Origin of the sequence: Vibrio penaeicida, assembly GCF_002933855.1 — a bacterium.
GTDB classification, from domain to species: Bacteria; Pseudomonadota; Gammaproteobacteria; order Enterobacterales; family Vibrionaceae; genus Vibrio; species Vibrio penaeicida_A.
The window spans coordinates 1-14,450 of sequence record NZ_BFAQ01000039.1; the positions used below are offsets into that span (position 1 = coordinate 1).

General features: G+C 43.8%; 12 protein-coding genes, 1 other RNA gene and 1 pseudogene. 4 read left to right on the top strand and 10 right to left on the bottom strand.

The annotated features are described in order from the left end of the window. Positions 1-337 precede the first annotated feature (337 nt). The gene (locus tag VPNCDNU1_RS21345) at positions 338-1,138 is read left to right on the top strand and encodes a DUF1566 domain-containing protein (protein WP_104402217.1); all 801 of its coding nucleotides are present in this window, start codon (positions 338-340) and stop codon (positions 1,136-1,138) included. 214 nt (positions 1,139-1,352) lie between these two features. Here VPNCDNU1_RS21345 and ffs read toward each other — a convergent pair. From ffs to VPNCDNU1_RS21360, 3 genes are all read right to left on the bottom strand, one after another. Beyond that, positions 1,353-1,449: signal recognition particle sRNA small type (gene ffs, locus VPNCDNU1_RS21350), an RNA gene on the bottom strand. 151 nt (positions 1,450-1,600) lie between these two features. Further along, positions 1,601-3,589, bottom strand: coding sequence for a GGDEF domain-containing protein (locus VPNCDNU1_RS21355; protein WP_104402218.1), 1,989 nt, complete (start codon positions 3,587-3,589; stop codon positions 1,601-1,603). A 166-nt stretch (positions 3,590-3,755) separates the two neighbouring features. Beyond that, the gene (locus tag VPNCDNU1_RS21360) at positions 3,756-4,496 is read right to left on the bottom strand and encodes a hypothetical protein (protein ID WP_104402219.1); all 741 of its coding nucleotides are present in this window, start codon (positions 4,494-4,496) and stop codon (positions 3,756-3,758) included. 44 nt (positions 4,497-4,540) lie between these two features. Between VPNCDNU1_RS21360 and VPNCDNU1_RS21365 the strand changes: the two genes are divergently transcribed. Beyond that, the gene (locus tag VPNCDNU1_RS21365) at positions 4,541-4,843 is read left to right on the top strand and encodes an MGMT family protein (RefSeq protein WP_101115745.1); all 303 of its coding nucleotides are present in this window, start codon (positions 4,541-4,543) and stop codon (positions 4,841-4,843) included. A gap of 153 nt (positions 4,844-4,996) precedes the next feature. Here the strand turns inward: VPNCDNU1_RS21365 and VPNCDNU1_RS21370 are convergent, their stop codons facing one another. After that, positions 4,997-5,437, bottom strand: a complete 441-nt coding sequence (locus tag VPNCDNU1_RS21370) for a YbaY family lipoprotein (protein ID WP_104402220.1) — start codon at positions 5,435-5,437, stop codon at positions 4,997-4,999. Positions 5,438-5,540: 103 nt separating this feature from the next. On the opposite strand from VPNCDNU1_RS21370, the gene tesB reads away from it, so the two are divergent. Then, positions 5,541-6,401, top strand: a complete 861-nt coding sequence (tesB, locus tag VPNCDNU1_RS21375; RefSeq protein ID WP_104402221.1) for an acyl-CoA thioesterase II — start codon at positions 5,541-5,543, stop codon at positions 6,399-6,401. Between the two features lie 129 nt (positions 6,402-6,530). Here the strand turns inward: tesB and VPNCDNU1_RS21380 are convergent, their stop codons facing one another. Both VPNCDNU1_RS21380 and VPNCDNU1_RS21385 read right to left on the bottom strand, forming a co-directional pair. Continuing rightward, positions 6,531-7,595 carry a YHYH protein gene (locus tag VPNCDNU1_RS21380; RefSeq protein ID WP_104402222.1) on the bottom strand — a complete coding sequence of 355 codons (1,065 nt, stop codon included), beginning with the start codon at positions 7,593-7,595 and terminating at the stop codon, positions 6,531-6,533. A gap of 102 nt (positions 7,596-7,697) precedes the next feature. Beyond that, on the bottom strand, positions 7,698-8,165 hold the full coding sequence (locus VPNCDNU1_RS21385; RefSeq protein WP_104402223.1) for an Lrp/AsnC family transcriptional regulator: 468 nt from the start codon (positions 8,163-8,165) through the stop codon (positions 7,698-7,700). Positions 8,166-8,441: 276 nt separating this feature from the next. Between VPNCDNU1_RS21385 and VPNCDNU1_RS21390 the strand changes: the two genes are divergently transcribed. Then, positions 8,442-9,497 (top strand): PLP-dependent cysteine synthase family protein, encoded by a 1,056-nt coding sequence (locus VPNCDNU1_RS21390; RefSeq protein ID WP_104402224.1) that lies wholly within the window; start codon positions 8,442-8,444, stop codon positions 9,495-9,497. A 93-nt stretch (positions 9,498-9,590) separates the two neighbouring features. Here the strand turns inward: VPNCDNU1_RS21390 and VPNCDNU1_RS21395 are convergent, their stop codons facing one another. From VPNCDNU1_RS21395 to VPNCDNU1_RS29145, 4 genes and pseudogenes are all read right to left on the bottom strand, one after another. After that, entirely contained in the window at positions 9,591-9,908 is a 318-nt protein-coding gene (locus tag VPNCDNU1_RS21395; protein ID WP_104402225.1) for a DUF1244 domain-containing protein, read from the bottom strand. Between the two features lie 2 nt (positions 9,909-9,910). After that, a complete protein-coding gene (locus VPNCDNU1_RS21400; protein ID WP_104402226.1) occupies positions 9,911-13,078 on the bottom strand; it encodes a multidrug efflux RND transporter permease subunit in 3,168 nt (1,055 codons plus the stop codon). A 2-nt stretch (positions 13,079-13,080) separates the two neighbouring features. Then, positions 13,081-14,163 carry an efflux RND transporter periplasmic adaptor subunit gene (locus VPNCDNU1_RS21405; protein WP_104402227.1) on the bottom strand — a complete coding sequence of 361 codons (1,083 nt, stop codon included), beginning with the start codon at positions 14,161-14,163 and terminating at the stop codon, positions 13,081-13,083. Continuing rightward, a pseudogene (locus tag VPNCDNU1_RS29145) lies at positions 14,153-14,450 on the bottom strand (hypothetical protein); the annotation flags it as partial. The pseudogene VPNCDNU1_RS29145 and the gene VPNCDNU1_RS21405, both read right to left, overlap by 11 nt.

Genomic DNA, 14,450 nt, shown 5'->3' on the forward strand with positions numbered 1-14,450 from the left:
CCACATCAGGATCCACCGACTCTGAAACGACCACTGAGCAAGCAACGACTGAGTCTGCATCAAACTCTGGTGAGACGGAGCAAGCTGCAACGGAATCCACCGATTCAACCAGCACAGAGACCACATCAGGATCCACCGACTCTGAAACGACCACTGANNCGATTCAACCAGTACAGACACGGCATCTAACGAAAACTCGAATACAGAATCCGACAGTAACGGTGAGCCTACAACAAGCAATCCTGAAGAAACTGAGGATAAAACTGACTCTTCAGAAGAATCTATATACACGTATGATGACCAAGGCACGCTGTACAATTTATCGCTGAAGTCTGAGATGAGTAGCATTGCAGAAAATCAATCGACACAACTCAACCCACGAGGATTTTATGGCGACGGATCGAGTTCGTCTCTTATTGGCAAACCGTTAACATGGCATATTGGCGATAACGATGTGGCAAGTATAAATGAATTGGGTGAGCTAACAGGGCAGCTAAGAGGGAGCACAACGGTCTGGTTTACAATTGATGGACTGACCAGCAATGGCATAACAATTACTGTTACCACTGGGCTTCTCCCATGCGGAGGACAAGTGAATGATACAGATAGGTACAATGCCGCAGGGTATTGCCTTAAAGTTATAGAAGGTGACTCAGGTGAAGCGTATGACAAGCTATTTACCGCGACACCAAGTATTGAGGTAATGAAGCAACTTGGTTACAAACTGGATGACTCTCGCTACAACTATGGCAAGTCTTATGGAGCTACGTACAAAGAAACTCGTATAGAAGGAGAATTTGCTCGCTTTCGTTACGATGGATGGGGTTGGGAAGACAACCCAAATAGCTCTAACTACGGTCAAGATGGTCAACTAGACCGATACTGCAATGCCCTAAATGATCTCAAATTTATGGGGCGTACTAATTGGACAAGACCGACAAGGTATGAACTGTACAGCTTAGTATTCTTTCTAGGTGATCTAACTGCAAACTATGGCTGGCCGGGTTATTACGAGTATTGGACAAATCACCCAGCGAAAGACAATAAGTATTACTCGGTGGATTTAGTCAACAACAAGACCATTCCTCATTCAGTAAGGATGAAGAGCTACGCGTCTTGTGTTTCCTACAATAACTAGCGCAAAGGCTAGCTATGATAATCACCTTGAGCAACTAGAATTCATCAACGAAAAGTCGGCAGAGTAACTGCTGGCTTTTTCATCTAAAATGCAATGTCAAAGCTCTTATTTTTGCACTAAGAATACGTCAGATATTGATAGAGAACGTACTTGGATTTGAAAGGATTTAGATGGTAAAACGCCGCTTATAAAAAGCGGCATTTCAAAAGGGCGGAGACCCCAGCCACATCCCGGCACACACGTCGCCTGCTGCGGCTGCTCCCTTCCGGGCCTGACCGAGTTCACAAGTTAGTGTTGCGGGAGGACCAGGGCCTCCATAGATTCTGTAGTGCCCAAGGGTATCCCCGAAGGCAGGATGGATTATTCAGTATCCGCCCCCCGATTGCAACCCTCTCCATTAATTATTAGCACATTCTTGATCTGAATGACGAAAGATTACGCAAAGTGAGCAATTTCTGTATGTTACGAATCGGTATCGACGAAGGTCGGCTCCCCTTTTCGCTTGGATTGATACATGGCTTCATCGGCACGAATTAGAATCTCTCGTAATGTGTATTCTTTTTGGCGAGGTTCAAACACACCAATAGACACAGAAACCGATAAGTCTCTATCCCTTTCAGCCATATAAAATGAAAACAGCTTGAGATTTTTAAGGACTTTTGTTTTATCTTGCAATGGCTTGGAGCAAACGAGAATAAATTCATCGCCGCCAATCCGGTACCAATTTCCTTTCCAGTTTCTTCGAATAATGGACGCGTAGGTCTGGATGACTCTGTCTCCTACGTCGTGCCCAAACTGATCATTGATTTGCTTAAAATCGTTGATATCGAGATAAATTACAGTTTGCCATGGTTTGATACCTCGACTGTATTTGAGGTTAAGTGCCCGACGATTTTCCAGTTTGGTTAAACTGTCGGTATTTGCTTGGCGATACAGTAGGTAAGCAACGAGCAATACAAAGGCAATGGCGACCATGAACAGACGCTTCGTTTTATTGGCGAGTTCTTGCTCTTTCTCTAACGTGTTACGCCAATCCGGTTGCTTATCATAATTACTATTAATGCTTGCAGTGTCTAACATTCGGATGGCTCGTGAAAATAACGCTGCCAGCACCTCTCCTTGCGTCGTTTTAGGAAAGCCCAGCGCTATTTCCGAACTGTGAAAACTCTCAATACTGTAATCCTGAGTAATAGGCAGTAGTTCTTGCTCTTTTAATAAGATATTGAGTGTTGCCTTATCTAAGGCAATGTAATCTATCTCATCGTTGACTAACGCGTTCACGAGCTCTTCTTGGCTCGAATATCGAATAAAGGTTTTTTGTGGCAACAACTGGCTGAGTAATTCGTCGAAGAAGTCATCTCTAACCACTCCAATTCGCTCTGTAATCAGCTCTGATACGTGGCGATAAACATCGGGTTTAAAACCAAGGCGTTTTACAATGATGGCTTCGGGGAAATAGTGAGGAACGCTGAAGTAAGCAATATTTTTACGCTGCTCCGAGATGGTTAAGGGCGCTAGAATATCGATTTTTTTATCTATTAAATCGCCATACATACTTTCCCAACTTTCATCATGCGTACTAACGATTTCACAGGTAAATGTGAGTAAATGGCACGCCTGTTTTACCGTATCGGCACTGATTCCACGTACTAAACCTTTATCGTTGTATTCGACGTATGGATAGGCATTTTCTAATTTCACGCGAAACGTTTGATGGGATTTCAGCCCTAGCACCAACATATCTCGTCTTAGGGCATCTCTACGAATATCAAACTGATATTGGCTTATATGTGTACGAAGCCTTTTTTGCATGGATTCGGAATGCACAAAATCAACAATGCGCTGGAGCTCTTTTTTATTCTGGCCTTTTGGTGAGATGATAGAAACAGGTTTAATAGAAATTTGATCGTTAAGTAGTTGTGCGTCTAATCCAATCGTCAGCATTGCTTTAAGCTGGTTTATGGCATCAACTACCCCATTGACTTCCCCTGATAGCAAAAGGTTTTTGGCATCTTCATAGCCGCTGTATTCGATAAGTTTGATGTTTGGGAAATTGTGGGAAATCAGATCAGCATAGATAGTGTTTTTCGGAACACCGATGACTTCGGCTTCGCTAAGGCTTAACCCTGATGGGCTAAACAAATAGGTGTATTCAATATTGGTTGGCGCTGAGAATTCGAAAAGTGGTTCTCTATCTTCGGTGTGAGTGACGTTTGCAGCAAAATCACTTTCACCTCTTGCAACCGATCCAAGAACGGATTCAAAATCGGGCATGTCTTTGTACACGACCTCGACAGAGAACTCTTCAGATATCATATCAAACAAAAAATGGGTTACGACATCATCCGCTTCAGTTGCGACAATATATTGAGATTTTTGCCCATAAACCACTTTTATTCCCATAAGTTGTAGTGCCAGTAAGGCGCTCAACAGGGCTGCAAATTTTTTCACTTATCGCTCTCTGTGCCGTAAAACACATCTATCTTTCACATTAATGTAACAAAGAAAAGAGCTACTAAGATAAACACAGAACAACACTCAATTAATGTGAGGCTTGTTCAAAAAGCAACTTATTGATAAACATATGTAGTAAATTTGAGCTACGAGCTAAAGCATTTTATGAGTCATCGTGTTCATCTGCTGATCTTAGTACGTAGTCCGTCGCCCATGCCGTTCCTAAAAAGAATATCCAAACAACAAATACCGGATTAGGAATTTCTACCGCTTCGGACGTTACCATTGCAGCAAACCCTACAGTAGGCAATGTCCAGCAAAGTAATTTGTTCCAGTTAAATTTGGATAATTTGGGCAAGGTTTCGGCAGATGCGATGATGCCAACAATACACAAAGCGATAAGTGCGGCATGTGCCCACCCCGCTAACCACAAGGCTAAAATAAGTGAAAGTGCCCACCAGCTATGCTGAGATGAGCTTTTCCAATGTCTAGCTGCAAACCAAGTCGTCATGACCGATAGAGTTTGAATTAGGGTTATCCCCCACTCACCGGGAATTTTTCCTTCTGCCTGCGTCACCATAATGCCAACTTGCATTACCACTATGGTAGCCGCAGTTGTAATGAGAACATATACGCTACTGCGCCTTGAGAAAGTCACCATTAGTAACGGGAATAAGATCCAAACACTCAAAGACATAGCAATGGGTTGCAATGGCAATGTAAAACCATACACTGCCAAAGACGCTAATAGAATCAACCCCGCAATGCCGCCTTGCGGCAGAATCCACAATGCGGGTATAACCAAAGCCAATACAGGAATATCACCACCGCTCAAACTCAAGGCCCTTGCGCAAACTATCGCAAGTAAAGTGGTAACAATGAATTGGAGCAACGAAAATACCATAGCTCTCTCCTTATATTCCGTGGACGAAATAGGACAATCTCAGTATGGATCAATTTTTAAGCCAAATCTTTGCAGTAATTCACCAAATTCCATATGGTAATGTGTCCACCTATGGACAAGTCGCAAAACTAGCGGGATATCCTGGCTACGCAAGGCATGTAGGAAAAGCTCTTGGAAACCTACCTAAAAACAGCAAATTACCCTGGCATCGAGTGATCAACAGTCGTGGCGAGATCTCGTTAAAAGGATCGAGTTTCGACAGGCAGAAAGGCAAACTTGAAGAAGAAGGCGTGGTAGTAAATTTGGCGGGAAAGATTCGCTTAAAAGATTATCAATGGGAACTGTAGCGCTCGCTTCATTGTTCTGAGTATGAATTGAGCACTCAGCAGTAATGACAGCTGAATGCTCAAAAAATCAGACCACTCGTTCTTCACCTCTAACAGTTTCTGTGTAGAAAAATGACTTAAAGAAGCGATGAATGGTCTGTCTTTCCGTTGGAGTTAGCGCGCATTCACCAACATAAGATCCAATTTATGCGTTTGATTAACATCGGTAATAACTGGGAAAACGGTATCGGTGATAAAGATCAACTCTCCCTCCACTTCAATACGAGCGCTGACACTGTATGTATGCTGAGGCAGGATATTCGCCTTGTTATAGTCTAACTTGAAGTAGAACGGCACCTGATTTCCATTGGCTTCAAACTCTTGTTTGGCAAGAAGCACAGACGGGGCATCGGCAAGTGAAATATCTTGTAGTGATACCGATACCTGCGCGTTGTCCGGTAAAGCTATACGTTCACGGTAGTAGATTGAGCCTTCAACAAATGCCATCTCTACAGGTTTAACTTCAACGGTAGCGGAAGACTCTTCAGCGTTTTGACAACCAACCAGACCAATGCCAGCAGCGGCAGTCATTACGAGTACCAATAGTTTCTTCATCACTTTTATTCCGAGTTAATGGATGTGGTGCGAGTATATCGCCCAAACTTGTTTTTTGTCGTTATCCAAGGTATTTAATTGACATAACTTTGACGGAGGTACGATGAGTAAACCATTAAATGAGCTGCTTGATTTGTTGCAGTTAGAACAGCTAGAAAAAGAACTCTTCCGTGGGCAAAGTGAAAATCTTGGATTGCCACAAGTGTATGGTGGACAAGTTATTGGGCAAGCACTTTCAGCATCTCGTTATACGGTAGATAGTGATAGGACTGTGCATTCGTTCCACAGTTATTTTTTATTTCCAGGTGATCCTGAAAAATCCATTATTTATGATGTTGAAAATCTGCGAGATGGTCGCAGCTTTAGCACGCGACGAGTGAAAGCGATTCAAAATGGACGTCCGATCTTTTACTTAACGGCGTCTTACCACGGTGATGAACCTGGGTTTGAGCATCAAAATACAATGCCAAATATTCCAGGACCAGAAAACTATGCCTCGGAGTCGGTGCTCGCGAACCAAATTGCTGATTTCTTACCTGAGAAAATCAAACGCGCATTTTGTGGCGAAAAACCCATTGAAGTGCGTCCTGTAACCGTGGTTAATCCACTAAAACCCAAAAAGACCGACCCGACACAATACCTTTGGATTAAAGCCAATGGTGAAGTACCTGACAATCAATTGATTCATCAATACCTGTTAGCGTACGCGTCCGATTGGGGATTCTTGGTAACGGCCTTACATCCACATGAAGTGTCTTTAATGACACCAAAATTTCAAGTAGCGACAATCGATCACTCTATGTGGTTTCATCGCCCATTCAAAATGGATGAATGGCTGCTTTATTCCATAGACAGCCCTACCGCAAGTAATACACGTGGGCTCGTGCGTGGGGAAATCTACAATCAGCAGGGAGCATTAGTTGCCTCTGCCGTTCAGGAGGGCGTAATGCGGTTTGCAAAATAGCCGATGTATTGCTGAAAAAACATCTCGAAATACCGACAGATCTTTACGCAAAAAACCGGCAGCGCGTTTCGCTGCCGGTTTTCTTTTCATAGCCATGATTGAGCACGATTCGGGTGAACAGATGATGCTCTAATGTGTATGAACATCCCCATCGTGGCTATGCGATCTCATCATTCCAGACATCGAGAACGAGCTGTCTACCGTTCCTTTGAAACAATTAACAACCCATGGATAACTGTCCGTAATGTAGTAACCGTATTGTCCGTTCACCGTCATACCATTACATTCATCTAAATCTCCAAGGTTATTTACGTATTCGTAATCTCCGCGAAATTGCCCATCATAATTCCCACTCGCAACAACACCTTGCCCAGCCACTGGCGTTGAATACCCTGACACGTTCTGACGAGTACCAGATTTCAATTGGTAACTTGGTGTCGCTTTTCTCACTGTACCGCTATCATCAAAGCAGCTGCCATAAATCGGAAAACCATCTGCGGCAAAACCAACAACAGGTGACGCGTTCCCACCCACGCAATTTTGAATGAATAATGCCACAGGGTTTCCGTGATAATGGTATTTCCCCGTTGGCTGCACGTGAGCATTGTGCTGATCGGTGCCGAACCCATTCAAACTCGACATTGGATCGTAACGCCACGGGTTATTAATTTGGCTCTGACCACATCCAATTTTCTCTTGCCCTAAAGGTTCACTGCCTATGCCGTAACACGCTGCGGCTAACATATCGACATTAACACCGTTTAGGAATACCCCCTCCGATACCGCCATACTTAAAGCCGTAGTAGACCCAGCCAATACCGGGTTCGCTGTGATCTCATAATCGGAATCCTGTTCGCTTGCATTAGTCGCGAAGGATGCCGTTTGATCATTAAAGTCGTGATTTGGGATATGGTTACTTTCAATCACACATTTGCTTCCGGCAGAAGATATGCTCACAGCACCATTGAATGAAATAGAGCGTTGAATATCGGTAACGCTTGAAGTGAGAGAGCCGAGGTAATCAAGGCAATCACCCGAAAGGGAAGTAAAAGTGTAATTGGTGATATTACCGTTTTGAGGAAGACCTGATGAGCTGTTATTGATAGTAGAAGGTGATGAAGAATCCGTTTCAGTCGTTCCAGCATTGCATCCTGCTAATATCGTTATCGTAAGAGTTATGTAGAGGGCTTTCATGTTGTCTCCTGTCTAAACTGTTCGCTTAACAATGAGTTTAGACAGGGTATTAACGATTACGAATGTCTTTACCGAGCTTTACATGAATTGACGGGAGTTGACTCAAACAGGCAGTGCTGTTGTGTATTTTAGGGTCTCCATCGCAAAAGTAGAAGTTACGTTGGTAATGCCATCCACGCTATTGACGAGCTGTTTATAGAAATCATCGAATGATTTCATATCTTGCACTAAAACACGCATCATATAGTCGTATTCCCCGGCCATTCGATAGAACTCCATCACCTCTGGAAACTCAGAAGCTGTCTCGACAAATCGGGTATACCATTCATGGGAATGGTCACTGGTTTTGACCATAACGAAGGCTGTAAAACACAATCCTAATTTTTCAGGGTTCAATAACGCCACACGTTTATCTATAAACCCTTCTTCTTCAAGCCTTTTTAGTCGCTTCCAGCAAGGGGTAGTAGTGAGGTGGACGTGTTCTGCCAGCTCATTCAAAGACAAAGTACTGTCCTTTTGCAATAGGATAAGAAGCTCTCTGTCTATTCTATCCAGTGATGGTTTACTCATAAAAAATTCAAATGTAGAAATAAATTCCCTTAATTAGGCCACAATGTATAAAAACAATAAACATTTTCTTACATTTCGAGCGTACTCTATATATCCCGAAACGATCTGAAGTAACATGTTTTTTTGAATTCAATTTGCTTCTAAAGCGACGTGTTTTTTCTAACAAACGTTGCTTTCCTAGCCATAGGGCTATCGTTTTATCCAAGTGAATTCGCGAGTGTCGCAATCACTTACTTATAACAAAAGTGGAAAGTCGTAAACAAGGAGCTGTTTGCAATGAGTATTGACCATGATTGGACCAATAGTGCAATCCGAAAAATAGAGGCCGACTTCCAAAGAAGTGCCGATACACACCTCATAAAACTCAACTTGCCTTACATTGAAGGCATTGATGTTTACTTGAAGGATGAAAGTACCCACCCCACAGGCTCGCTTAAGCATAGACTTGCGAGATCACTGTTTTTGTACGCGATTTGCAATGGCTGGATTGGCCCTGACACCCCGATCATTGAATCGTCTTCAGGCAGTACGGCGGTAAGTGAGGCCTATTTTGCTCGTTTACTCGGATTGCGTTTCATCGCGGTTGTACCTAAGAAAACGGCTCGTTCAAAGATAAAGCAAATCGAGTTTTATGGTGGAGAAGCTCACTTTGTCGACCGCACAGATGAAATCTATTCAGAATCACGAAGATTGGCGGAAGAGCTAAACGGTCATTACATGGATCAGTTTACCTACGCAGAAAGAGCGACCGATTGGCGTGGGAACAATAACATTGCCAACAGTATATTCGAGCAAATGGCGCAAGAAGATCATCCCATACCGACTTGGGTAGTTATGAGTGCAGGAACGGGTGGCACGTCCGCGACAATTGGGCGATTTATTCGCTACCAAAAGCACCCGACTAAACTGTGTGTTGTAGACCCAGAAAATTCTGTATTTCATGCTTATTATCGTACTGGTGATCGTTCTATAACACTGAATATGGGCAGCCGTATTGAAGGAATAGGCCGGCCACGCGTAGAACCTAGCTTTATTCCCGGCGTTATTGATGAAATGCGTACTATCCCAGATGCCGCCAGCATCGCAACAGCACATTGGTTAGAGAGAAAACTCGGCAGAAAAGTGGGCGCATCAACAGGAACAAATCTGTATTGCGTTCTTCAATTAGCGATCGAAATGCACGCCAAGGGAGAAACGGGATCATTAGTCACTCTGCTATGCGATAGCGGTGAACGATACCTTGATACCTACTACAACTCGGATTGGCTTAACATCCACATTGGGGATTTGTCCCCCTACCTTGATGAGCTAGAGCAAAAATTTGGATACTAAGGTATGTTGACCTTTCAGGCTGATTTTTGCCCCCTTCCCCCCCAAAAAAATTAAGAAACTAAAAAAGCGCCGAAAGGCGCTTTTTCTTACTCACTACTTTTTTGATCGCGCTTCAAATGCTGCTAACTGTTCTGGAGTAGCTGGCAACTGGTGATTTTCTTTCCACTCGCCGTAAGTCATTCCATAAACACGTTCTCTCGCATCATCTATCGACAATTCCAGCCCTTGGTCATCGGCTTCTGCTTTATACCACTTGCTAAAGCAATTACGACAGAACCCAGCCAGAATCATCAGGTCGATATTTTGAACGTCTTTATTATTGTCCAAGTGACTAAGTAGGCGACGAAAGACAGCAGCATCCAGTTTGTCTTGTTCTTCTTGGCTTAAGTTCTTGTAATTAAAATCGACCATTGCTATTCCTTATTTGTGTTCAATTCGGGTTTTGGATTTAATGACGCCAAAGCGATCTCACCGTGCGATGAACGTGCTTTTACGTCCTTTGCCAGCTCAGCGTTTAATTGCGATTCTACATAGCCAGGGGAATGTGTACGAGCAGAGATCAATCGATACATCGCTGGAATCACAAACAGAGTAACCAATGTGGCAAACGCCATTCCAAAGAAAATTACCGTACCCACAGCCACTCGGCTTTCGTAGCCTGCTCCGCTCGATAATATTAACGGAATTGAGCCAGAAAGCGTGGTGAACGCCGTCATTAGGATCGGTCGTAAACGCCTCGCTGCTGCATCGACTATCGCTTGCTCAAACTCAACGCCTTTGTCTCTAAGTTGGTTGGCAAATTCAACAATCAATATCCCATTTTTGGTTACCATGCCTATCAACATAATCATGCCAATTTGGCTGTAAATATTGAGCCCTTGTTCCATAAAGAATAGTCCCAAAAATCCACCTAGAACGCCCATTGGAACAGTAAACATCACAACAAGTGGGTTAATAAAACTCTCAAACTGTGCAGCTAATACCAGATAAGCCACCAATAGCGCCAAAGCAAAAACGACCAATACACTTGCTTGGTTTTCCTTGAATTCTTTCGACTCTCCAGAATACGCCACGCTGATATCACTTGGTAAGTTGTCAATCGCAAGGTTATCCAGATGATCTAAAGCGTCACCTAACGTTACCCCATCGTTGAGATTCGCACTGATGGTGATGGATTTCTGCTTATTGGTATGTGACAAGCGTATGGATGAACCCACTTCTTCTATCTTAGTTACCGCATCTAAAGTAACCAGATCACCGCTTCGTGTTCGCATGTAAATTTGGCTAAGATCCATCGCACTGTTGAAGTGGTTTTCATCGCCACGGAGATAAACATCGTACTCTTCCCCACGTTCGATAAACGTGGTTTCAGTTTTACCACCGAGCATGACTTCGAGTGTGTTGGAAACATCTGTTACTTTGATGCCCAATTCTGCTGCACGCTGCTTATCGACACTTACAACCAGTTCAGGCGTTTTTTCTGAGTAGTCTATTTCTGCTCCATTCATAAATGGGCTATCGTTGGCTTTGTCTTTTATTAGATCTGCCCACTTTTGCAGTTCTTGATAATCCGAGCCTCCGAGTACAAACTGAACTGGCTCACTTGATCCGCCTCTGAAACCGGGCATCATTGGGAACACCCGGGCATCGGGGATATCCCCTAACGCTTTACGAACCATACCCAAAGCTTCCTGAGCCGTTTTGTCTCTATTTTGCCAATCTTCTAATATCATGATGACAAAACCGGTTTGGTCTCCCGCTCTACCACCAAAAGCTGGTGATTGAACGCTAAAGGATTTCAATACACCTTGCCCTAACAGTGGAAGCAAGCGTTGCTCCACAATGTCGATATTGGCGTTCATTCGATTGTAACTGGTGCCGTCAGCGCCACGTACAAACGCAAATAGAACGCCTCTGTCCTCTTTTGGTGCCAATTGTGAAGGTACTTGCTCCATCAAATAAACGCTTCCACCAACACACCCAAGAATGATAATGGGTGCAATAACTCGCCATGCCATCGCTTTCGACAAAGCTCGCCTGTATGTACGTTCTAACTTGCCAAACATTGAATCAATAAAACGATTGAAACGGTTAGGTTTAACGTTGGCTTTGAGGATCTTACTGCCTAATACGGGCGTTAATGTAAGGGCAATCAAAGAGGAAAAAATGACGGACATTGCTAATAAAACCGAAAACTCGGTAAACAATAAGCCAACCATTCCTTCCATAAATGAGATAGGCAAAAATACCATCACCAAAACTAGAGTGGTCGCGACAACAGCAAAGCCAACTTCTCTTGTGCCTTTATACGCCGCAAGTAACGGCGACTCTCCACGCTCAATATGGTGATAAATGTTTTCGACAACAACAATGGCGTCATCCACGACCAAACCAATCGATAAGATCAATGCCATCAATGTGATCAAGTTGATCGAGAACCCAAAATAGTAAGCCGCTATAAATGATGAGATAAGCGATACTGGTACGGTTACCGCTGGTATTAACGTTGCTCGAACCTGACCGATAAAAATGTACAGGACGAGAACAACTAAACCGCCTGTTATAAAGAGCGTGTTATACACCTCGGAGATTGAGCGATCGATAAAGACCGTCGAATCATAATCAATAGCCAGACGTGTCCCCTCAGGAAGAAATTTTTGGATCTGCTCAACTTCTTGGTGAACGGCTTTTGCTACCTGAAGCGGGTTAGCGTCCGACTGGGGAACAATGCCCAAACTAACGTTAACGACACCGTCGCTCTTAAACGTCGAGTTTTCGTTTTGTGCACCAATGAATACGTCAGCAACATCTTTGAGATAGACTGGTGTCCCATTGCTGGCTTGTTTTACCACCAAGTAGTCAAAATCTTCTGGGGTATTGTAGAGGCGAGCAGTACGTACCGACATGACCATTGTGTCGTTTCGCACTTCGCCGCCCGGGTTTTCCACATTCTCGCTACGCAAAGCGCTAGTGATGTCGGTTGTTGTAACCCCTCTTCCTGCCATTAATGCAGGCTTCAGCTTCACATACATCACTTTATAAAGACCACCGGAAATATTGACGGAACTCACTCCGGAAATCAGTGAAAACCGGTCCACCAATACGCGTTCGGTGTAGTCTGTTAATTGTGTTCTATCGAGTTCGGAAGAACTTAAATTAATGTATACCGAAGCTTCCCCACTGCCATTGTCTTTATAAACAATCGGATCATTCGCTTCGTCTGGTAACCGACGTTGTGCGCGAGCGACGGCATCTCGCACATCACTGGCCCCAGTATTTAAGTCGTAACCTAGCTCAAATTTGATAGAGATCCGCGAAAAGCCATTTCGAGAAACTGAGGTAATTTCGTCAATGCCGCTAATGCCAGAAAGTTGGTCTTCCAATACAGACGTAACTTGGCTTTCCATGATCGTAGCTGAAGCGCCATCGTAGCGAGTGCTTACAGTAACGATGGGGCTTTCAATGTCGGGCATTTCGCGAACGGCAAGCTTTGAAAAGGAAACCAAACCAAACACACAAAGCAGTAAACTCAGGACAATAGCAACAACAGGGCGCTTTACAGAAACATCAGATAACCACATGGTTATTGCTCCTTCTGCGATGCATTCTTGTCTGCGTTACCTTTGCTCTGTCCTTCCGAAGCGTTAACCTCGCGAACTTTTGCACTGTCACGCATGTTTACGACGCCTTGAGTTACGATTTTCTGACCAATGTCTAAGCCTTTCTCAACCACAACTTGGTTATCAATACGCGCACCAAGCAGAATTTCCGTTTTATGAGCCTGATTGTTTTCATCAATGACGAAAACAAAGCGTTTTGTGCCCGAATATTGAAGAGCTTGAACCGGAATGATTGGCGCATTTAATGAAGGAAAATCAAGCGTCGCAGCCATCAGCATTCCTGGTTTGAGTTGCTTGTTTGGGTTATTGAAATGCACGCGCACTCTCAGGTTCAACGTGTTTGGATTAATACGTGGGTCGATAGCGACCACTTTGCCTTGAAACACGGTATTTCCCCATGCTTGACTTTCAGCGGTTACCAGCATGCCAACAGACAATTGGGCTAGGTAGCGCTCGGGCACTTGCAGATCCAATTCCATCAACATTAAGTTATCTAGAGTAAGTAACTGCTCACCAATACTGACCAGTTTACCTCGGCTAAAATCAACAAATCCGACCGTGCCAGAAAATGGCGCATCTATATGCAAGTCATTTAAACTCGCTTTGGCGACGGCTAAACGAGCCTTTGCGATTTCTACTGCGGCTTTTTGCCCATCAATTTCAGTTTGAGTAATAGCGCCTTTTTTTAAGAGCCGTTGGTACTCTTTTAAAATCCTTTGCTGATCAGATAAATACGCAGTCGCCTCAGCCACGGAGGCTTTCGCTTTGTCGTCACTCAATTTTACCAACGATTGACCTTTCTTTACGTCTTGATTCGACCGGATCAAAATACTGTCGACCTTGCCCGCCGCTTCTGGGGCAATCACAACACTTTCACTCGCTTCGAGTTTTCCGATCAAAGAAAGCGACTGTGAAATCTCGTGCGTTGCCACTTCCGAAGTAACAACAGCGATGGATCGGTCACCGCGCGCCCCTTTTGCAAATGCCACTGGGTTGATAAAGATAAAAGTGAATAAAAGAATAGGAATTATCGATTTAGTTTTCATATGGAAAGCTCGAAGTTTGTATAAATGCAATTCTATCAAGTGATACGGCTTTGAGCGTAAAGGAATGTAAAGTTTGCGAATTAATGGGTAAGTAACCTGTTGCTACGCATAAAATTAATACAAAACGCCCAATTTTTGTTGCTCTTGCCCAAAAAGTCAGCATTCGCGCCAAATATCTAAGAAATCTCTTTACAGCATAATCGAGTTTGCTATCATGCGCTCCGCACTTGGTTACTGAGTTGGGAAAACAGTAGCTAAGTATAAAAAGCACCCTGGAGGGGTTCCCG